General features: G+C 45.6%; 19 protein-coding genes. 14 read left to right on the top strand and 5 right to left on the bottom strand.

Annotation, left to right across the window (positions count from 1 at the left end):
• Window positions 1–29: 29 nt before the first annotated feature.
• The 7 genes from MKY95_RS25550 (at window position 30) to MKY95_RS25520 (ending at window position 8,381) form a co-directional block, all read left to right on the top strand.
• The gene (locus MKY95_RS25550) at window positions 30–1,640 is read left to right on the top strand and encodes an ABC transporter substrate-binding protein (RefSeq protein ID WP_155985154.1); all 1,611 of its coding nucleotides are present in this window, start codon (window positions 30–32) and stop codon (window positions 1,638–1,640) included.
• Between the two features lie 25 nt (window positions 1,641–1,665).
• Window positions 1,666–3,138 carry a glycoside hydrolase family 32 protein gene (locus tag MKY95_RS25545; protein WP_036617179.1) on the top strand — a complete coding sequence of 491 codons (1,473 nt, stop codon included), beginning with the start codon at window positions 1,666–1,668 and terminating at the stop codon, window positions 3,136–3,138.
• A gap of 28 nt (window positions 3,139–3,166) precedes the next feature.
• A complete protein-coding gene (locus tag MKY95_RS25540) occupies window positions 3,167–4,066 on the top strand; it encodes an ROK family protein (RefSeq protein WP_339200047.1) in 900 nt (299 codons plus the stop codon).
• 250 nt (window positions 4,067–4,316) lie between these two features.
• On the top strand, window positions 4,317–4,760 hold the full coding sequence (locus tag MKY95_RS25535) for a GNAT family N-acetyltransferase (protein WP_036617185.1): 444 nt from the start codon (window positions 4,317–4,319) through the stop codon (window positions 4,758–4,760).
• A 146-nt stretch (window positions 4,761–4,906) separates the two neighbouring features.
• On the top strand, window positions 4,907–6,103 hold the full coding sequence (locus tag MKY95_RS25530; RefSeq protein WP_339195031.1) for an MFS transporter: 1,197 nt from the start codon (window positions 4,907–4,909) through the stop codon (window positions 6,101–6,103).
• Window positions 6,085–7,407 (top strand): LLM class flavin-dependent oxidoreductase, encoded by a 1,323-nt coding sequence (locus tag MKY95_RS25525; RefSeq protein ID WP_036617193.1) that lies wholly within the window; start codon window positions 6,085–6,087, stop codon window positions 7,405–7,407. The genes MKY95_RS25530 and MKY95_RS25525 overlap by 19 nt, the downstream gene beginning before the upstream one ends.
• 146 nt (window positions 7,408–7,553) lie before the next feature.
• The gene (locus MKY95_RS25520; protein WP_036617197.1) at window positions 7,554–8,381 is read left to right on the top strand and encodes a sugar phosphate isomerase/epimerase family protein; all 828 of its coding nucleotides are present in this window, start codon (window positions 7,554–7,556) and stop codon (window positions 8,379–8,381) included.
• 69 nt (window positions 8,382–8,450) lie between these two features.
• Here MKY95_RS25520 and MKY95_RS25515 read toward each other — a convergent pair whose 3' ends face one another.
• The gene (locus tag MKY95_RS25515; RefSeq protein WP_036617200.1) at window positions 8,451–9,329 is read right to left on the bottom strand and encodes an SDR family NAD(P)-dependent oxidoreductase; all 879 of its coding nucleotides are present in this window, start codon (window positions 9,327–9,329) and stop codon (window positions 8,451–8,453) included.
• 135 nt (window positions 9,330–9,464) lie between these two features.
• Here MKY95_RS25515 and MKY95_RS25510 point away from each other — a divergent pair, with 135 nt between their 5' ends.
• Window positions 9,465–9,926 carry a MarR family transcriptional regulator gene (locus MKY95_RS25510; RefSeq protein WP_036617203.1) on the top strand — a complete coding sequence of 154 codons (462 nt, stop codon included), beginning with the start codon at window positions 9,465–9,467 and terminating at the stop codon, window positions 9,924–9,926.
• Window positions 9,927–10,056: 130 nt separating this feature from the next.
• Here MKY95_RS25510 and MKY95_RS25505 read toward each other — a convergent pair whose 3' ends face one another.
• The gene (locus tag MKY95_RS25505) at window positions 10,057–10,401 is read right to left on the bottom strand and encodes a hypothetical protein (RefSeq protein WP_036617205.1); all 345 of its coding nucleotides are present in this window, start codon (window positions 10,399–10,401) and stop codon (window positions 10,057–10,059) included.
• A 17-nt stretch (window positions 10,402–10,418) separates the two neighbouring features.
• Complete coding sequence (locus tag MKY95_RS25500; RefSeq protein ID WP_036617206.1) at window positions 10,419–11,375, bottom strand: hypothetical protein; 957 nt, start codon at window positions 11,373–11,375, stop codon at window positions 10,419–10,421.
• 610 nt (window positions 11,376–11,985) lie between these two features.
• Between MKY95_RS25500 and MKY95_RS25495 the strand changes: the two genes are divergently transcribed.
• The 4 genes from MKY95_RS25495 to MKY95_RS25480 all read left to right on the top strand — a co-directional run bounded on the left by MKY95_RS25495 (window position 11,986) and on the right by MKY95_RS25480 (window position 17,792).
• Window positions 11,986–15,525: an S-layer homology domain-containing protein gene (locus MKY95_RS25495; protein ID WP_339195027.1), complete on the top strand. Its 3,540-nt coding sequence runs from the start codon at window positions 11,986–11,988 to the stop codon at window positions 15,523–15,525.
• A gap of 212 nt (window positions 15,526–15,737) precedes the next feature.
• Window positions 15,738–16,685: a YafY family protein gene (locus MKY95_RS25490; protein ID WP_036617209.1), complete on the top strand. Its 948-nt coding sequence runs from the start codon at window positions 15,738–15,740 to the stop codon at window positions 16,683–16,685.
• Between the two features lie 67 nt (window positions 16,686–16,752).
• The gene (locus MKY95_RS25485) at window positions 16,753–17,289 is read left to right on the top strand and encodes a DinB family protein (RefSeq protein WP_036617212.1); all 537 of its coding nucleotides are present in this window, start codon (window positions 16,753–16,755) and stop codon (window positions 17,287–17,289) included.
• Between the two features lie 26 nt (window positions 17,290–17,315).
• Entirely contained in the window at window positions 17,316–17,792 is a 477-nt protein-coding gene (locus MKY95_RS25480; protein WP_036617214.1) for an EVE domain-containing protein, read from the top strand.
• 42 nt (window positions 17,793–17,834) lie between these two features.
• Here the strand turns inward: MKY95_RS25480 and yidD are convergent, their stop codons facing one another.
• Both yidD and MKY95_RS25470 read right to left on the bottom strand, forming a co-directional pair.
• Window positions 17,835–18,062, bottom strand: a complete 228-nt coding sequence (yidD, locus tag MKY95_RS25475; protein WP_036617551.1) for a membrane protein insertion efficiency factor YidD — start codon at window positions 18,060–18,062, stop codon at window positions 17,835–17,837.
• Between the two features lie 295 nt (window positions 18,063–18,357).
• Window positions 18,358–18,579, bottom strand: a complete 222-nt coding sequence (locus MKY95_RS25470) for a hypothetical protein (RefSeq protein WP_036617217.1) — start codon at window positions 18,577–18,579, stop codon at window positions 18,358–18,360.
• A gap of 261 nt (window positions 18,580–18,840) precedes the next feature.
• On the opposite strand from MKY95_RS25470, the gene MKY95_RS25465 reads away from it, so the two are divergent.
• Both MKY95_RS25465 and MKY95_RS25460 read left to right on the top strand, forming a co-directional pair.
• Window positions 18,841–19,434, top strand: coding sequence for a YdeI family protein (locus MKY95_RS25465; protein ID WP_315370892.1), 594 nt, complete (start codon window positions 18,841–18,843; stop codon window positions 19,432–19,434).
• A gap of 119 nt (window positions 19,435–19,553) precedes the next feature.
• Window positions 19,554–19,802 carry a type II toxin-antitoxin system HicB family antitoxin gene (locus MKY95_RS25460; protein ID WP_339195021.1) on the top strand — a complete coding sequence of 83 codons (249 nt, stop codon included), beginning with the start codon at window positions 19,554–19,556 and terminating at the stop codon, window positions 19,800–19,802.
• Window positions 19,803–19,877: the final 75 nt, after the last annotated feature.

Genomic DNA, 19,877 nt, shown 5'->3' with positions numbered 1-19,877 from the left:
ATCCAATCCAACTCATGGAGGTCATTATTATGAAAAAAGTGAACAAATCCAGAAAAGCCGTTACAACGGCATCCATTTCCATGTTATCTGCAATGCTCTTTTTAACCGCCTGTGGCGGAGGTGGAGGCGGCGGCGCGGCAAGTGAGGCGCAATCCCCTGATGGCAAGGTGACATTGAATTTTATAACACAGAGCTCTCCGCTGGCTCCCGCTGATCCAAACGACAAGCTGATTAACAAGCGACTCGAAGAGAAAACCAATGTGCATATCAACTGGAAGAACTATACGAGTGATGTGTTTGCAGAAAAAAGAAATCTGGCGGTCGCCAGCGGTGATTTGCCGGATGCCATTTTTGATGCAGGTTACGGGGACTATGATCTCCTGAAACTGGCGAAGGACGGGGCGATCATTCCACTAGAGGACATGATTGAACAACACATGCCCAATCTGAAAAAGGTGCTGGAGGAAGCTCCCGAATACAAGAGCATGATCACGGCTCCAGACGGACATATTTACTCATTCCCATGGATTGAAGAACTCGGAAGTGGCAAACAACGAATTCAGGCAGTGGATAACTTGCCTTGGATTAATGTGGAATGGTTGAACAAGCTTGGACTGAAGATGCCAACGACAACCGAAGAACTGAAAGAAGTATTGATCGCGTTCAAAACTCAAGATCCAAACGGCAACGGTAAGGCCGACGAAATTCCGTTATCTTTCATTAACAAACCGGGCGGAGAAGATCTGACATTTCTCTTTGCGGCATTTGGACTCGGAGAGAACTGGGATCATACCGTGGTAACCAATGATGGGAAAGTGGTCTTCACGGCAGCTGATGAAGGCTACAAGGAAGCGGTTAAATACATTCATGAGTTGGTTAAGGAAGGCCTCGTGGATGTCGAATCGTACCAACAGGATTGGAACACGTACCTGGCGAAAGGCAAGGATAATAAGTACGGCATGTACTTCACATGGGATAAGGCTAACATTACAGGCATGAATGATACGTATGATGTTCTGCCTCCGGTTGCCGGGCCTAACGGAGAGGTCAATGTCACAAGAACAAACGGAATAGGACTTGATCGTGGTCGCATGGTCATTACCAGCAGCAATAAAAACCTGGAATCTACAGCGAAGTGGGTAGACCAACTGTACGATCCGCTCCAATCTGTGCAGAACAACTGGGGTACTTATGGAGACGAGAGTCAGCAAAATATTTTTGAATTCGATGAAGCCAAAGGGATGCTGAAACATCTTCCGCTGGAGGGCTCTGCACCAGTTGAACTCAGACAAAAAACCAGTATCGCCGGACCATTGGCCATACTCGACAGTTATTATGACAAATACACAACCAAACCGGAAGATGCGGCTTGGCGGATGGAACTTCTCGACAAGGTTATGGTTCCGCATATGAAAGCGGAGAACGTATATCCAAGTGTGTTCTTCTCCATTGATGAACTGGATCGCTTGTCCACGATTGAGACCGATCTCTTCGCCTACGTGTTACGTCTGCGTACAGAATGGTATCAGAACGGGAAAATAGATCAGGAATGGGATGCTTACTTGAAAGAGTTGGATCGCCTTGGATTGCAAGAATGGCTACAGATTAAACAAGCGGGATATGACCGTAATAACAAATAAAGAAAAGTACGGAGGAGAAACCATAATGTCGACAATTCTTAAACAAGATTACAGAAATGAATACCATTTTTCACCAAAAGAGAAGTGGATGAACGACCCGAACGGCATGGTGTTTTTCAATGGGGAGTATCACTTGTTCTATCAGCATCACCCACATGGAACCACATGGGGCCCCATGCATTGGGGCCATGCAGTGAGCAGGGACCTGATCTCCTGGGAGGAACTTCCGATAGCTTTACTCCCCGATGAGAATGGCACTATATTCTCGGGAAGCGCCGTAGTGGATTGGAATAATACGAGCGGATTCTTTGAGGGTGAGCCAGGATTGGTTGCTATTTTCACCCATCATCTTGAAGTTAAAAACCAAGATGCCATACAAACCCAGAGTCTGGCGTATAGCAAAGACAACGGCAGAACCTGGACCAAGTACGAGGGTAATCCGGTATTAAAGCATGAGTCCTTTGTTGATTTCCGTGATCCCAAAGTGTTCTGGCATGAGCAGACCAAGGAGTGGGTTATGATTATCGCTTGTGGTCAAACGGTATGTCTGTATCGTTCTCCCAATCTGAAGGATTGGACGTTAGGAAGTGAATTTGGCGAAGGGATCGGTTCACACGATGGCGTGTGGGAATGCCCGGACCTGTTCCCGCTTGCAGTGGATGGAGATTCAGGGCAGGTGAAATGGGTGATGCTTGTTAGCATCGGTGCAGATCCTGCATTCATAGAAGGGTCCAGAACGCAATATTTTACCGGAGATTTTGATGGAAGTACATTTGTTCCAGATGAGGCCTCCCATACGGTTCGCTGGATTGATTATGGTCGGGATAACTACGCAGGAGTTAGTTGGTCTGACGTTCCTGAGGAAGATGGAAGACGCCTCATTATCGGCTGGATGAGCAACTGGATGTATGCCAACCAGACGCCAACCAATGATTACCGTGGAGCAATGACCATTGCCCGTGAGTTGACACTGGAGACAAGAGCGGGAGAAGTTATATTGATTCAACGTCCTGCACGTGAACTTGAGCAAGCCCGTACGCCAGTATTGTCCCTACAGGATGCTTCGATTCGGGAAGTGAGTGAGCAGTTGGACGCTTTGCAACTAGTGAACTATGAGATCCATGCAGAGTGGACTCAGGATCAGACGTTCCATTTTGCACTAAGAAGCGGCGCAGATCACGAGACGGTCGTTGGTGTAGACTTGATCCGAAGTGAAGTGTACGTTGATCGTAGTCGATCGGGCATAGGCAATTTTCATGAACTTTTCCTGAGCCGTCATACAGCTGAGTTAAAAGAAGTGAACGGAAATCAAAGTTTGCGTATCTTTGTAGATCATTCATCTGTGGAGGTATTTGCAAATGATGGTCAGGCGGTTATTACGGATCTGATCTATCCGGATGCGGATTGCCAAGGCATCTCTGCTCATGCCGAAAATACAGATCTGGTCTTCTCTTCACTTCATATCTATGAGATATCATCAACCAAGGCTAAAGGTTAATTGTAATGAAGGAAAGGAGCCCAGAATGATGCGCATTGGAGCCATAGAAGCGGGCGGAACAAAGTTTGTATGTGGTGTAGGTAATGAACATGGACAGATTGAAGATCGGATCAGCTTTCCAACAGAACATCCGGAGACCACTCTTGCCAAGGTGATCGACTATTTCAGGGATAAAGATGTGGAAGCCATAGGGGTCGGCTCCTTTGGTCCGATTGATCTGCAACCGGATAGTCCCACCTATGGTTATATTACGACCACACCTAAGCCTGGGTGGGAAAACTGTAATGTGGTTGGAACCTTGAAGCATGAATTTCCGGTTCCTTTTGGATGGGATACGGATGTGAATGCTGCAGCGCTCGGTGAAGTGACGTGGGGAGCGGCGCAAGGACTGGACAACTGTGTATATTACACGATTGGTACAGGAGTTGGTGTCGGACTTGTGGCAGGGGGCCAACGAGTACACGGATTGTTACATCCCGAGGGTGGACATATTCGGACAAGACGCCATCCAGACGATCACTTTGCCGGATTATGCCCATATCATGGCGATTGTCTGGAGGGTATGGCAGCAGGTCCAGCCATTGAAGCCCGTTGGCAGATCCCTGGCAGTGAACTGCCGGCGGATCATCCGGCGTGGGAGATTGAGTCCTTTTACATTGCGGAGTCGATTACAACGGCCATCTTGCTTCATTCGCCGCAGAAGATCATCCTGGGCGGTGGTGTGATGCAGCAAGATCATCTGTTTCCTATGATCCGGGAGCAGGTAGTGCGGAATCTCAATGGTTATGTAAATGCAGCCCCAATCACGCAACATATCGACCAATATATTGTGCAGCCCGGATTGGGCCAGCATGCAGGCTTGTGTGGTGCGCTAGCATTGGGTCTGGAAGCATTGCAACATGCAGCACAAGCTTCACATGTTTCATAGTTCTCTAAAATAATCTACATCCCAGAAGGGATGGCTGCGGGTTCGCTTATTGGTATAAGCAAGACTGCACCGTCCTTTTTGGGCTTTTTTATTTTTTTGAGGAGTTCAATAGGTTTGAAAAATATAGTGCGTTCTAAAATCTGATGTTGCTCAAGTGAGTTGTGAAAGGTATGATTTTTAGTGTCCTATCCCTATCGTGGGATAAGACATTCAAAAACTAACGTTTCTCCACTGGAAAGGAATTCAACAAATGAACCCAATAACAATGCGTCAAGCTGTACAGGCAGACCAAGAGCAACTCGCTGATTTGCGAGCCTTGGTATTATACGATGATCTAACCAGACTGGGAAGGTACGATGATGTGAAGGTGCGTGAACGTTTCCGGAATACATTCAATCCTGCCCAGACACAGATTATTGAAGTGGAGGGTTCAATGGTAGGTTGTGTAGCGTTGAAGCCCAAGTCTGAGGCATATCTATTGGAACATTTCTACATACATCCCGATTATCAAGGCCAGAGAATAGGAACTCATGTACTGAACATGCTGCTGGAACAGGATGAAGTTCAGGGGAAACGTGTTATTTTAAATGTTTTGCAGGGAAGCCCTGCTCGGCGATTGTATGAACGATTTGGATTTATATTGGACAGTGAAGATGAGGTCGATGTATTTATGTCGGTCCAATTGAAGGAATAGTACGATTACCATACGTAGTAGACCCATTCATTTAATTCTTGAATGGGTCTATTGAACTTTTCTATTATACTTTCCGATGACGTTACCCTAATATGGATAATAACCTACTTTTTATATAGGAATTATATAGTATGGAGAATGCCAAGATGCCACAATGGAAGAGAAATCTGTATATTCTGTGGTTCGGCCTGTTTTTCAATCATATGGCCTACTCGCTGTCCGTCCCGTTCTTTCCTATATTCCTGCAAAATGATCTAGGTATCCAGAGTGGCCTGGAAGCTTGGTCCGGGATTTCGATCTCCATCAGCTTTCTGATCAGTGGATTATGCGCACCTTTCTGGGGATCGCTGGCTGATAAATATGGCAGCAAACTGATGCTCGTCCGTTCAGGAGTGGGGCTAGGTATTGCACATCTGGCTAACTTCTTTGTTTACGATCCATATACGTTTATCGCGGTGAGGATCTTTCAGGGACTCATGGCTGGTTTTCATCCCGCCTCGATTACACTGATCGGTACCAATACCCCAGAGAAACAGGTGGGTTATGCACTTGGTGTGATCTCCACGGCCAGCGCTGCGGGCGGGATTCTTGGTCCTCTGGCCGGTGGTGTGTTGAGTCACTGGATCGGACTGCGGGGATGTTTCATTGCATCGGCTATTATTACATTACTCGCGGCTATGATGGTCCTCGGTGTTAAGGAGTCACGACAAGCTCGTACGATCGTTCCAACGAAGATCATAGGGGATTTGAAAAGAGCGGCTTCCACGCCGGGTTTGATGCGAATCTACGGTTTGATTCTCTTAGTCTCGACCTCTGTGCTCATCATCGAACCGGTGCTGACGCTCTATGTGGTCCAGATTGGCGGAGATGTTGGCAGTGCAACACTTAGTGCAGGGATTGTCTTCTCGGCGATTGGTGTGGCAACCGTCATTATGGGGCCGCGCTGGGGGAAGATTGGTGGAAGAATCGGATACGAGAAAACACTGTTTATTGGTCTGATTGGCGGCGGAATTGGCAGTCTGCTGCAAATGACAGCAAATAATCTGATTTATTTTGGCAGCCTGCGATTTGTTTATGGTTTGTTCTTTGCCGCAGTCTATCCGGCGTTTAATGCGCTGATCATCAAGTATGCTGATCACGATTTTCGTGGGAGGGCTGTCAGTCTGAGTCAGACGGCGAGTCAGTTCGGTATTGTACTTGGACCGTTAATCGGTGGTTTTCTCGGTGGATGGTTCGGCATTCCGTTTATTTTTCTCTTCACAGGCATTGTATTGCTTGGAGCGGCTTGGGCAGTGTCATCACCACAACATAGGGAGGAATATATATGTCGCAACGACAATTGAAGTTGGGAGCTAATCTGAACGGAGTGGGTAACAGCATTTCCTTTTGGCGTCACCCGGATATTCCCATTAACGCGAGCGTTAGTCTGGAGTTCTACAAGAAGCAGGTGCGTATCGCGGAAAAAGGGAAGTTTGATCTGCTCTTTATTGCAGATGGCCTCTTCATCAACGAGAAGTCCAATCCTCATTTTCTCAATCGCTTCGAACCTCTCACGCTTCTGTCCGCACTCGCCGGGGCAACTTCCCACATCGGGCTGGTTGCTACATTGTCTACTTCCTATAGTGAACCCTTCACGGTTGCGCGGCAATTTGCCTCGTTGGATCAATTAAGCGGTGGGAGAGCCGGATGGAATGTGGTTACTTCGCCTCTGGAAGGTTCGGCACTGAACTTTGGCAAAGGCGAACATCCGAACCATGCGCTACGCTACGAAATTGCGGAAGAACATCTGAATGTGGTCAAAGGCCTTTGGGATTCCTGGGAAGACGATGCCTTTGTTGGAGACAAGGAACAGGGCGTATTTTTCGATCCTGCCAAGTTACATACGTTGAATCACAAGGGAACACACTTCTCGGTGCAGGGTCCGCTTAATGTGGGGCGTTCGAAGCAGGGTCATCCGGTCATTTTCCAAGCGGGCTCATCTGAATCTGGTAAAGATCTGGCCGCCCGATCGGCAGATGCCGTCTACACGGGACATGAGACACTGGAGGAAGCTAAGGAGTTCTACCGCGATGTGAAAGCAAGTGCGGTGGCTTATGGACGCAAGGCAGAGGATATCCTGATCTTCCCGGGCATCGGCCCCATTGTGGGTAGAACAGCGGAAGAGGCGGAGCAGAAATATCAGGAAATTGCCGAACTGGTGAATATTGATCAGGCGTTGAATTATCTGGGACGTTACTTCGATCATTATGACTTCTCCCAGCACGCGCTGGACGAACCTTTTCCCGAGATTGGGGAGATTGGCAGCAACAGCTTCCGCAGTACAACGGACAAGATCAAGCAGCAGGCAAGAGAACAGGGGCTGACCTTGCGCCAAGTGGCATTGCTGGCATCTACCCCGCGTACATCGTTCATTGGTACACCGGATCAGATCGCAGATCAGATTCAGGAATGGTTTGAAGGCGAAGCGGCAGACGGATTCAATGTTCGTACCGTGGTACCCAATGGCTTGGAAGATTTCGTGGAGCTAGTTGTTCCGGTTCTGCAAGAACGAGGGCTGTTCCGTACGGAGTATGAACATGAGATGCTAAGGGAGAATCTGGGTCTTGAGATTCCGCGTAACCGGTATACGTTAGAGAGTGTAAGATAAAAAAGATAGAGCGGTAAGGACGTCAATATAACGTTGTTGCGGCTCTTTTTTGATGGTTTCTTTTTCGGAGAGTACTGCTATTATAAAATGATAAAGAAAATGATACACAAGCAGCAATTCCAGACGAGTCACAGGAGGAAATTGGGATGATTAGAGGGTTAACGAATGCGGGACTGGGCAATCTCGAGTCTGATGAACAATATATCATAGATGCGGCCAAGCACGGATTCGGATCTGTAGATTTGAATCCGCTCTCATTGATTGAAACGTATGGCAAGGAACAGGCACAACATCTGCTAGAGAGTAATCAGGTGATCATCGGTTCATCGGGTCTGACGGTAGAGTGGCGGACGACAGATGAGCAATTCCGTGAGGGATTGCAATCGTTGGTCGCTATGGCAGAAGCTTCTGCTTCGTTGGACTGTTACAGCTGTTGCACGTATATTTTACCCTCAACGGATCAACCGGCAGCGCAATTTATGGCAGCGGCTACGAAACGCTTGAGACTTTGCGCAGATATCTTGGACGCTTACGGCATTCGATTAGGGCTGGAGTTTGTTGGCTGCCACCATTTGCGGACGCAATGGAAGAATCCGTTTATCTGGCGTGTGGAAGATACGCTGGACTGGATCGAGACGATCCATGCGCCTAACGTAGGTTTACTGGTAGATTCCTATCACTGGCAAACAAATGGTTTACCGATGGAAGATCTGTTGAAGTTGAAGAAAGAGCAGATTGTTCATGTGCATATCAACGATGCTTATGATCTGCCTGTGGAAGAATTATTGGATTATGAGCGTTTGTATCCCGGCGAAGGGGTCATTGATCTGAGTGGGTTTCTGAGAAACCTGCAGGCGATTGGCTACAATGGTGTGGTGGCTCAGGAAGTACTGGCACCGGCATCGAATCTAAGTTCAAGTGAACTGTTCGCTAAGACGAAAGCAGGTTTTGACAAGGTATTTGCAGCAATCTAATTACTGAAAAAAGGAGGGGGTGTTCCTAGCTGTGTTTATGGCTTATGGAACACCCCTGTTCTTGTTCAATTAATCCAGCACGCCGTGATCTTTCATCAGTTGTTTCGTAACGATCCACAGTCTGTTTTGCATGCCCTCATCTCCGCCAGGATGTATAGGAACAATAGATGCTCCAGTTCCCACATTAAAATATCCTCCTGATACCTCGCCATACTTCGAATCCACAGCCAACCTAGTAATGATATCCGCACCCCGGCGCGGGTCGCCGATGTGCAAAAAGGTTAACATGCGTTCAAGCACACTTGCAAACCATAGCTCTCGTCCAAGACCCGTAACATTAAAGCCAGGATTCAAGGCATTTACGCGAATTCTGGTTCCACGCCATTGTCTGGCTAGTTCCCCAGTAAACATAATATTGAGCAGTTTGGTTTTGCCATAGATTGGAGAGGAACCGCGTGCAGTAAAAGGAGTGATATCCGTTAAGTCATCTGGCAACACCAGTGTGCCATGATTCCGCGAAGCTTCAGATGCAACATTGACGACTCGGGCATGGCCGGATTGAATCAGGGAAGATTGCAAGGTGTGCGTTAATAGCCAAGGCGCCAAATAGTTGACGGCTATCATCTCGGCATATCCTTCGGACGTGACTCGCTGTTCAAAAGCATGAAGTCCGGCATTATTCAAAAGTACGTCTATACGCGGATAAGCGGCTGCAATCTCAAGCCCAATACGTTTTACTTCACTCAGTAAGGACAAGTCTCCATAGAAAAATTCGATTTTGGCAGAAGGCATGATTTCCTTAATTTTGTACCTGGTAGCCTCGGCACGTTCCTTGCTTCGGGCTGTAAGTATAAGATGTGTCCCGCGTTTGGCGAGTTCCATGGCAGCAAGCTGCCCTAAACCGCTTGTTGCTCCGGTAATTACAATAATGGGATGTTTAGTTTTCATAAGAAGATCTCCTTTTGACACGAATAGATTCGGAATTATATAATGGATATAAATCAACTATAAATATTAATTGATATTTGTCAACTATATTTCAAGAGTCTACTTTCATGTTTCAGGGAGAGGGAGTTAACAATAATGAGTGAAAATCCAGTCAAAACCAAAGATAGAGCAACCCTGGAGCTAGCGCTGGGTGAGCAGATTCATGCACTGATCAGTGCATCGCATGCGCTTAACGTTCGGTCTGCCGAGCGTTTTGATGCGAACCTGCAACCTGCCGCTTTTCAACTGGTACGGTGGCTCTACTCCTATGGCCCAACAAGCGCCGCGGCTTTGGCAGAAGCAAATGCAATGGACCGCAGCTCGGTCAGCCGATTAATCAAACAACTTGAAAAGTCGGGATATGTTAGCAAAGAGCAAGACCCCAAGGATCGGCGCGGGGTGTTACTATCTCTTACGGAACTTGGTCAACAATCGACGGTTGGTGCGCTCAAGGAGAAGGAGTCAGCTTTTTATAACCGTATATCCAGATGGGATGATAAGGAACTGGAGCGTTTCACCGCCATGCTCAGGCAGTTTAATGGATTGGAAGAAAAGTGAGAGGAACAATAGTGTGGATTGTATTTGATACCTGAACCATAGGAGATGTCACCATTGAGCGAGGTAGACTACAAATTCATAGCACAAGCGGACATCTGATGATGCCCGCTCGTGAAGTTCTCAGATCATTTTATAGTTTCCAGGGAAGCTGCGGGATTTTATATCGGAAACCCTGATGGTTTCCTTTTCTCACATATATCCAAGGTGGTGGGACAGGGGTGCCTAGTGCTTTATACAAGACCGTTCCTTCATCGCTTACGGAATATTCTTCGATACTACTTTGGATATCCTCCCAATGAACCTTACCTTGGTAAGACAGTGTCTGCCCTTCAACGATAACATGAGGTGCACCTGAAATGACTCTCTGCGTTATGTTGAGAACGCCAACCTTTCCTGAGGACAAAATCATCAATTCGCTCATGAAAAGTATGATAATTAAAATGACTATACTAACAATCCATCGCTTTTTTCTCATTTTGTGACCTCCACTACCTAGGGAATCATTTGCTCATAGTTAATGTCTTTTAATGACATAATCTCGTCAGAGATGGTATTGATTTTGACTGAATAGGGCTTAATAGCTTGCAGGAATTCATTAATGGTCTTCTTGCGATCTTTATGAAAGGCTGTAGATGTTATGTGATTCTCTTTTAATACGTTATCGTTCATTATGACTTGCTTAGAATAACTAACTGAATCACTATAATCGATTAGATGCGTAACCCCCGTGAATTTGCCACTAGTTAATGTGCCTTTGGAGAATTCGGATGGTTTAATCCCGATATATTTTTCTGAAGAACCGTGTTTCTTGTTATAATTGATAATCGTGTCAAAAAAGTCCTTATCCCCGGTTAACTTTTCGTTGAAATAATCATTTTTGAGAGTAATCGTAGTTGTATGATCAGTATATCCTAGTGAGACAGTATCTGAAGAGTGGATTGCGTAATATCCCTGAGACATCTTGCCCTGATTGAATGTTCCATCGTTAATGGTGTTGTTGTAACGGTCATGTACAGGGTAAACCTTGCCATCAGAAGTAAGATACTGTACTTCTAACCATTGCGTAATTTCTTTTCCTTTACCATGATATGTATCATTAATCCATGATCCGGTGTAGGTTTTTGTAGTGAATTCACCTGTTCCATGGCCCATATTAGATTCATTGTAATCCTCAAAGGGGACACCTCCACCTTCAACTAATGTATATGTATACTTGCCTTTTCCTTGCCGTGTACCACTCACCCAATCTCCAGAGTAAACTTCGGTTTTTCCCCATCTCGCGGTTCCTTTACCATGAGGTTTCCCGTTTAAAACTTCACCATAGTACGTCGCTCCATCTGACAATTTTAAGGTTACTTTCTTCGATGCTGCTTCTGTTGGAGTAGAGCTTGATAATAGTACAATGATAATGGTGATCGTTAATCCAAAACCTAGATAGAATCTTTTCAAAAATGTGCAACTCCTTCAATGAATAATGATCTTTGCGTTGTTAGCTATCTTCAACATTATCGGTTTATATATCGTATTTTTCCAGTTTAATTATAAAGTGGAGATAGGTCGGATTTCACAAACAACTCGTCCCCAGTTCACAAAAGTAAAGATGTAAAGGCTGATACAAAATCCTGCTCAATCCAAAGTACCTGCGGCTTCAGGGCATATTATGCCTGTAGTTCGTGGGTGCTTTTTTTCTATGCTCAGCGTATACGTAACCCTGATTTTTTTTACAAAACCCACTATCTTCTCCACTTCATCATTTCGCCTACACCAATTCTCCTCCTAATGATCCACAGCAGTGGTGGAACTTTCCTGAATCGTGAACAATCTCTGAATTTTGTATCACCTCCTATTTGCAGCGTTATCCCTAGATTCACTCCCCCAATATGGAGCAGTATAGAGTATAACTTCGTTAGGATAAGTTAGAAAAACCTTTAAGGGAATATGAAAGAATGCAGGTATATGTAAAATTTTAAATACATACTTCCAGGCCGTTGACCCTGCCCCCAAAAGTCTCTTATATTTACTCCCGACACAACAACTCAGAACGGGTGGTGGGATGATTTTGTTCATTAATAAAGGCAAGAAAATGCTCGCTATGCTTACACTTATACCCTTGGCTACAGGGATGGTCATGGGGGCTTTCCCTACTGCGATAACGTATGCAGATGCGGGGGATAACACATCAATCAACAGCTCGGCAACAGGTTCTTGGCAAACGGGAGATTTGCATGTACATACGTTTGAGTCTGATGATGCACAGGTTTCACTGGAGGACGTACTCGATGCGGGTCTAACAAAATATGGACTGGACTGGATCGCGCTTACGGATCATTTGCGGTTATCCAAGCGAGATCACAACGGGAACGACATTTCGGGTGGACCAATACCCATGTCCCAAGGGATGAATGAATATCAGGTACCACAGATCAAGGCCCTTCAGGATGCGGGCAAATACGCAGGGAAAACGATCTTCTCCGGTTTCGAATGGGACATGCCAACACATGAACACGTTGGGGTGGGGATTCTTACGGATGAGCCGAACTCAACCGAAGCGCTGAACGCTGCCAAGGAATTCGAGTACCGCTTCACGAATCGCGCAGCGAATCTGTTTAATGCAGCTGACGTAACAAAATGGGATCAGAACGGAGGGCGTGCTTACACGTCTCATCAGGATGCCTTAACCGCTATCAATTGGCTCGCAACGAACTATCCAATGACAAGTTATGCGATGATCAACCATCCTTCACGCGGCAAAAACAAATATACCATCGCGGACTTCCGTGAGTTCAACGATCTGGCTCCACAAGTGGTATTTGGTATCGAAGGCATGTTGGGTAACCAGATGGAACCGGATCGTGGAGGGTACAACACAAGCTACAATGTAGCTAATCCGACCGCAGATGATGGATACAAATACCGTACATACGGCGGTGTAGACTATATGGTTGCCAAGGTTGGCGGGCTATGGGATGCATTGCTGGGAGAAGGACGTCACTTCTGGAACTATGGCAATTCGGATTACCACTTCAAGACGATTGGCACGAATTCCAGTGGTTATTTTCCTGGCGAATATGCTAAGACCTATTCGTGGGTTGAGGGTACAGGTATGCAGGCTGTTCTGAATGGACTGCGTTCGGGAAAATCATTTTCCGTATTCGGCGACCTGATCAACGCACTGGACTTTACAGCTTCCGGAGCGGGTGCTCAGGTTGAGATGGGCGGAGACCTTAATGTGACTCAAGGCGATGAAGTAGAGCTGAAGATTCGCTTCAAGAGTCCAACGACGAGCAACAACTATGAAAATCCAATCAACAGTGGTACGTCCGCTGGACAAGTACCCGTGGTGGATCACGTTGATCTCATCGCTGGGGATGTGACAGCCAAGGCCCAGAAGGGTACAGCCGCATATAATAAAGACACCAACGACTCTACCAAAGTACTGGCTACCTTCACATCCAACGATTGGACGACAGATGCCGAAGGCTATAATGTCATCACAACCAAGATCAAAGCCACAGACCAGGACAAGTATTTCCGCCTGCGCGGTACGAATCTGGGGATGAACGTGACAGGTGAGACTGTAAATGGTGAACCACAACTTGATCCGAAAAATACGACAGCTGATGCAACGACCCGTTTTAATCAAATTAACGATAGCAACTATCGCGATCTGTGGTTCTACTCCAACCCAATCTTCATGAGTGCCACACCTTACAGTGATGCACAGGCGGTAACCGATACACTTCAAGCAATCGATCTGGGCGATCTGAACGCGGTCCATTCCGATCTTACCCTTCCTGTTGAAGGGAAGCATGGTGCAACGATTAGCTGGTCCAGCTCCAACCCGGAACTAATGAATAACGAGGGCAAGCTGCTAACGCAACCGGACAATAATGAGCGATTGGAACTGACGGCAACCGTGCAACGTGGCACGGAGTCACAACCCAAAACGTTCACTGTCATTGTGGAAGGCAAGAATAATCAGGCGCTGGTATTAAAAAGCAACATGACTACCGCTGACGGCCAGCCGTATCACACGGATACATGGACGAACCAGTCCGTAACGGTTAGTGTAACCAGCGCAGTATACGCGCCTGCTACTTCCGCAATTATCGAGTTGTCCCGTGATGGAGGGCAGACGTATGAACTTTATACAGAGAATACACCTTTGGAGGTAACGGAGCCGGGAGAGCACAACCTTTTATTCCGAGCAACAGACGATCTGGAACAAACGTATACTTTACCTCTGGTCATTAAAATAGACCGTGAGATTCCCGTCATCACCCTGCAAGGTAGCAGCCAGATGACGCTGAACGTAGGAGATACGTACAACGAGCCTGGAGCACAGGCTTCTGATAATGTCGGCATCCGTGGTTCCGTGCAGGTGGATGGCACGGTGAACACACAAGCAGCAGGGATCTACACCCTTCGGTATAACGTGAAGGATATCGCTGGTAATGCGGCACAGGAAGTTATCCGTACCGTGACTGTACAAGCCCGCTCAGGCAATGGCGGCGGGGGTTCAGGTGGAGGTAATGGAGGCAACTCTGGTGGGAATTCTGGAGGAAGTACACCAAGTGTACCAACAACGCCTACCGTTCCAACCACACCAACGAACCCGGAAACGGGGTCAGATTCATCCACTGAAGTGAAGGTAGAGGTGGAAGTGAATCAGCCGGTCCAAACGGGTTTGAAAGACATCGTGCAATTCAATGTTCCATCGGGAGCCATTGGTTCCAAGGATACGCTGCAAGTGTCTGTGGTTACCAAGGACAAGTTGCAGAATACAGCTTCCCTGAATGTACTTGGACAAGCTGTACAGATTAGCCGCAGTGGCGGAAGAACGTTGAATGATCAGGCGGCATTGAGCCTGAATGTGGATTCGGCAGTGCTGCCTAATGGCACCCAACCTGCAATCTATTACTATAATGAAGCTCGTCAGAGCTGGGTATTTATCGGTGGCAAGATGAATGCAGCAGGAAGCATAACGGCCAATGTTAATCATCTGGGTACATTCGTTGTGTCCAGTTACACACCGGTGAATCTGTCTGACCTGAATGGACACTGGGCTTCCGACTACGCAGATCGTTTGTTGGGCATGAACGTGATTCAAGGCTACACAGATGGTACGTTCCAACCATCGAAGAAGATCACACGGGCAGAGTTTGTTACGTTGCTCAGTAAGGCGCTGGCATTGAAGTCCGTGGAGTCGGATCTGACATTTGCAGATCAAGGTAGTCTGCCAGACTGGGCAAAAGGTGATATTGCCGCAGCCGTGCAAGCCGGAATTGTGAACGGCTACGGTGATAACACATTTAAGCCTGATCGGACCATTACCCGTGCCGAGATGGCTGTTATGATGGCGAATGCGCTGAAAGTAAGTTCAGATGCACAAGCCGGAATGTCCGGTAATACCTCCGTTAAACCAAGTTTCACCGATGCATCGCAGACGCCATCTTGGGCACAAGAAGCACTGGATGCAGCGGTGCAGGCCAAGATTGTGAGTGGATATACGGACCATACGGTTCGTGCAGGAAGTGAAACGACCCGAGCGGAAGCTGCGACGATGATCTATAACTTGTTGCTGGCCATGTACGTGTAAGAAATAACAAAGAGAATTAACCGTATATAGAGCAGATATAAAGTAAACAAAAAACTGATATCCTTTTGGGGTATCAGTTTTTTTGGGGATTAAGAATATCTCATCTTGGATGATATTTGAGACGTGCCATTGCTTTAATTCACGAAACGAAAAGACAAGTTACTGTGTTAGAATAAGTTAGGTTTGGATGATGAAACGGTGGGGGCTAGAAAATGAACAAAACGGAGCGGCAACTTGCGATTACGCTTGAATTGCAGCGAAGAAAGATGCTACGAGCAGAAGATTTAGCTGCTCAATTTGAGACAAGTGTACGTACGATATATCGAGATATACAGGCGTTAAGCGAAGCTGGTGTTCCGATTATGGGTGCTCCGGGTCATGGGTATTCCCTCATGGAAGGATATTTTCTGCCCCCGGTAAGCTTCACCGCAGAGGAAGCCGTATCCCTGCTCATGGGAGCTGATTTTATCGAACAGAGATTGGATACAGAATACGCGATGGAGGCTAAGTCGGCTCAACGAAAAATTGAAGCGATTTTACCAGAAGCCGTTCGAAACGAATCAATACGTGTTCGGGAAACGATGCGACTGCTTCATACGGTTGAACCTTTAACCCGAGCACGGGTGAAAACATACCTTAACCAGATTCGTAATGCCATTTTGGAGCAACGTAAAATCAGTTTTATGTACCTGAAAAAAATGCCAGGAACGGATGGCAATCGGTATAATATGCGTGAGGTTTCACCCTACGGACTCTCACTGGTTCAGGAGAATTGGATGTTAATTGCACGTTGTGATATGCGACAAGACATCCGTCATTTTCGTTTGTCACGGATGACTGAACTTTCCGTGCTGGAGGATCAATTCCTTTTGCCACCGGATTTTGATCTAAACAGTTATCGACCTCCTGACGACCGTAACGAACAAGTATTAATCAGAGCAAAACCTGAAATTGCTGACAAAGTTATGGAGGCCCTACATTTTTATATGGATGCATTTGAGGAGCAAGAGGAAGGTGTCATTTTTCATTTTCGTGTCCGCTACCCGGAAGAAATCTTGCATTATTTACTTGGCTGGGGTGGAGATATCGAGGTCTTGGAGCCGGAGTCTTTGCGCTTCCGAATGCAGGAAGTAGCCAAAAACATCTTAAAACACTACTGACATACACCTGTCAGTAGTGTTTTTTTATACTTTGATATATCACAGATCAAGAGGAGTGGGTTGAAGGATGAGAAGTACAACGGAAGTATTGAAATCATTTGAAACGGCAGTAGAACGATATTTGGCAGAACTGAACAAATTGGATATGGGTAGCTTACTTAAAAAACAAAGTGAAGAGGAATGGTCTATTGGACAGATGTATGTACATTTGATTCAATCAGCGCTTTTCTTGCATCTGCATAATATTGAGCAGTGTTTGAGCAGCGAGGATTCGACGTTAAATTCAGGTGAGGAAAAAACAGAACTGGGTAGGAGAGTGTTCGAATTAGGACAATTCCCTCCCGTTCCAATTAAGGTTCCTGCTTCCCCGCAGTATACCCCGCAACCATCCGAGAGCATGGAGTCCTTGATTGATGGGCTTCACATGGTCGTGAAACGAATGAGGAGTACAGAATCCCTTTTATACCAAGCGTCCGTAAACAACAAAATACGTCATCCAAGGCTTGGCGCTCTAAATGCTCAGGAGTGGTTTTTGTTGATAGAGATGCACTACAGACATCATTTTTTACAATTGGATCGATTGAAATCGAATCTGGAAATGTAAACGAGAGAGGGGAATGGGATGTATCCATGAAACCAAATCAGGACAGCAAATATTGGATTGGCGTTGTATCTGCTTCTCATGTGAATGTAGCGGTAGAGGGAGGGTTTGCGCAGTTGTGCCATGGCAAGTCAGCGCTGTTGCGACAAATGTCTGCGGGTGATTGGCTGATATACTATTCTCCACGCACAGACATATCAACTGGCAAGCCACTTCAGGCTTTTACTGCTATTGGTCAAATTACCGACGACAGGATCTACCAATATCAGATGTCGGAATCATTTGTACCCTTTCGCCGAGATCTTCGTTATCTTCCGTGTCGAGAAGTAAAGATCGCAACGTTGTTAGACCAACTCAGTTTTACACGCGGGAATCGCAATTGGGGGTTTCCATTTCGTAAAGGTCATTTTGAAATTGGGGCTGAAGACTTCATGATGATAGCTTCCTCCATGTTGGAAAATGAGACATTATCACTACTGGATATTAGCTTAAGCCAGAAATGTTAACCAAAGCAAAAGGCCCATAGATTGTCTATGGACCTTTTGCTGTTACGGATAATCATATCCTCCACCGTTGATATTACATTTGCGAAGACGATGAATGCCCAAGGAAAGACCTTTAATCGCCCCGTATTTCTCAATAGCTTGAATCATATACACAGAACAGCTTGGTTCAAAACGACATTTGTTCCTCACTTCAATGGGGGCAAAACGTTGATAAATTCTAATACTCCATATCAGGATTGCTCTAACACGTCGTAGAACTATGAATAACATACTTGCTATGAAAACAATCTGGGCACTCAGCAAAGCATATACTGGAATGAATGGATTCAAGAGATAGAAACATATCATAGAGATGATTAGACCTGCGAATAATGCAAGTGTAACGTTAAGCAAAGACTTCAACCAATCGATTTCTGGAATAACATGAGTTCTTATATAGAAACTGCTTCGAGGGTCGTTTTTTTCATGATGTGTATGTAAGAGTCTAATAAGTTCTTCTTCGGATGGCATGTTATTATATATCAGTTCCTCAGATTCTGAGTTTCTCATGATTGTTGTACTATTATTAAATCTCTCTGTAGAAAATCAGCATATAATGATGCGTTGTAACAGGTTGCTGGAGACAACCGGGTTTCTCAGTGACGGATAGCGACTCCATGGATTGATAGGTCCATCCAGATTGTGCTTTGTGATTGATGATATCCGCAAATAAATTAACAGCAGCCTGAGTATCACCTCGGTTTACTTGAACATTTTTCGGACCTGGAACAACTGTGTACTCTCTCATTTAAATCATCCTTTCGTATGTTGGAATTATGGCAATAGACATTCCATTATTTTACTATGGGTATGGTAAACTGTCGATTGAAACTTATTAGATGGGATTGGATTAAATGATAGGCCATCTAACAAGATGGTCTTTGTTGCTATTAAGGTTTAAATTCAAGTAGAAAAGTCAATAAAAGCTCTGTAAGCAACGCTGTACAATCCACTGAAAACCAGTACAATTGATCCTATAAGAACATGAGATAAAGAGAGGTATTTCTCCATGACGGATACAAGTGGGAATCGCAAAGTTGACGGTTATTTGAAGAAACTCAAAACGTGGAAGGAAGAGTCCACAAAGCTGAGAGAGATTATTCGGGATTTTGAACTGACAGAGGATATGAAATGGATGCATCCTTGTTACATGCTGGATGGAAAAAACATCGTTTTAATCCATGGATTCAAAGAATACGTGGCCATTCTGTTTTTCAAAGGTGCTCTGCTGAAGGATACACACGGCATTTTGGTCCAGCAAACGGAGAATGTACAGGCAGAACGCCAGCTTCGCTTCACCAGTCTGGAGCAGATTGTGGAGCAGGAGGCTATGATCAAAGCCTATATCCAGCAAGCGATTGAAGTGGAACAGGCCGGACTGCAAGTGGAAATGAAAAAAACTGCCGAATATAGCGTTCCCGAGGAACTTCAACAGCAATTCGATGAGAATCCTGCTTTCCGAGATGCATTTGAGGCACTGACACCCGGACGGCAGCGGGCATATCTCTATTATTTCTCACAACCGAAGCAATCCAAAACAAAAGTGTCACGAATCGAGAAGTACATGCAGCCGATCCTGGAGGGCAAAGGATTGAATGATTGATCTTATAACAATATATTTGAGGGAAATTAAGAGTTAAAACGAGTGAAAGCCTTTCAGATATAATCCGAAAGGCTTTTTGCTGTTTTGTTAAAAGTATAGATAACAGGAGAGTGTCCCATATGATTCGAACTTACCAATACTACGCAATTTTTAATTTTGCTGAGGATGGAATTAATGTTACATTTCCTGATCTGCCTGGATGTATCACCTGTGGCGAATCAATTGATGAAGCATTATTGATGGCGAAAGAAGCACTTGAATTATTTTTGGGTGGAGAACCTGTTGAAGATATTCCGCCTTCTCAAAGCATAATGCCTGAATTATTGAATCCTAAAGATAAAGCGTATTTAATTGAAGCAAATATCTGAAGCTTCAGCAGAAAGATCGGAATAAATAACTGTGAGTTGTTACAATTAGTGAAAATATTTTCATAATAGATGGGA

Source organism: Paenibacillus sp. FSL P4-0176 (assembly GCF_037975265.1).
GTDB lineage: Bacteria > Bacillota > Bacilli > Paenibacillales > Paenibacillaceae > Paenibacillus > Paenibacillus amylolyticus.
Note: the sequence above shows the minus strand (reverse complement) of the source record. Positions and strands in the feature narration are given on the sequence as shown.

What these genes read in the sequence shown, in the direction of transcription:
- MKY95_RS25490 (WP_036617209.1), top strand. Translation starts at nt 15,738, where the DNA reads ATGAACAAAACGGAGCGGCAACTTGCGATTACGCTTGAATTGCAGCGA.
- MKY95_RS25540 (WP_339200047.1), top strand. Translation starts at nt 3,167, where the DNA reads ATGCGCATTGGAGCCATAGAAGCGGGCGGAACAAAGTTTGTATGTGGT.
- MKY95_RS25460 (WP_339195021.1), top strand. Translation starts at nt 19,554, where the DNA reads ATGATTCGAACTTACCAATACTACGCAATTTTTAATTTTGCTGAGGAT.
- MKY95_RS25510 (WP_036617203.1), top strand. Translation starts at nt 9,465, where the DNA reads ATGAGTGAAAATCCAGTCAAAACCAAAGATAGAGCAACCCTGGAGCTA.
- MKY95_RS25480 (WP_036617214.1), top strand. Translation starts at nt 17,316, where the DNA reads ATGAAACCAAATCAGGACAGCAAATATTGGATTGGCGTTGTATCTGCT.
- yidD (WP_036617551.1), bottom strand. Translation starts at nt 18,062, where the DNA reads ATGTTATTCATAGTTCTACGACGTGTTAGAGCAATCCTGATATGGAGT.
- MKY95_RS25550 (WP_155985154.1), top strand. Translation starts at nt 30, where the DNA reads ATGAAAAAAGTGAACAAATCCAGAAAAGCCGTTACAACGGCATCCATT.
- MKY95_RS25530 (WP_339195031.1), top strand. Translation starts at nt 4,907, where the DNA reads ATGCCACAATGGAAGAGAAATCTGTATATTCTGTGGTTCGGCCTGTTT.
- MKY95_RS25535 (WP_036617185.1), top strand. Translation starts at nt 4,317, where the DNA reads ATGAACCCAATAACAATGCGTCAAGCTGTACAGGCAGACCAAGAGCAA.
- MKY95_RS25485 (WP_036617212.1), top strand. Translation starts at nt 16,753, where the DNA reads ATGAGAAGTACAACGGAAGTATTGAAATCATTTGAAACGGCAGTAGAA.
- MKY95_RS25525 (WP_036617193.1), top strand. Translation starts at nt 6,085, where the DNA reads ATGTCGCAACGACAATTGAAGTTGGGAGCTAATCTGAACGGAGTGGGT.
- MKY95_RS25520 (WP_036617197.1), top strand. Translation starts at nt 7,554, where the DNA reads ATGATTAGAGGGTTAACGAATGCGGGACTGGGCAATCTCGAGTCTGAT.
- MKY95_RS25505 (WP_036617205.1), bottom strand. Translation starts at nt 10,401, where the DNA reads ATGAGAAAAAAGCGATGGATTGTTAGTATAGTCATTTTAATTATCATA.
- MKY95_RS25545 (WP_036617179.1), top strand. Translation starts at nt 1,666, where the DNA reads ATGTCGACAATTCTTAAACAAGATTACAGAAATGAATACCATTTTTCA.
- MKY95_RS25465 (WP_315370892.1), top strand. Translation starts at nt 18,841, where the DNA reads ATGACGGATACAAGTGGGAATCGCAAAGTTGACGGTTATTTGAAGAAA.
- MKY95_RS25470 (WP_036617217.1), bottom strand. Translation starts at nt 18,579, where the DNA reads ATGAGAGAGTACACAGTTGTTCCAGGTCCGAAAAATGTTCAAGTAAAC.
- MKY95_RS25515 (WP_036617200.1), bottom strand. Translation starts at nt 9,329, where the DNA reads ATGAAAACTAAACATCCCATTATTGTAATTACCGGAGCAACAAGCGGT.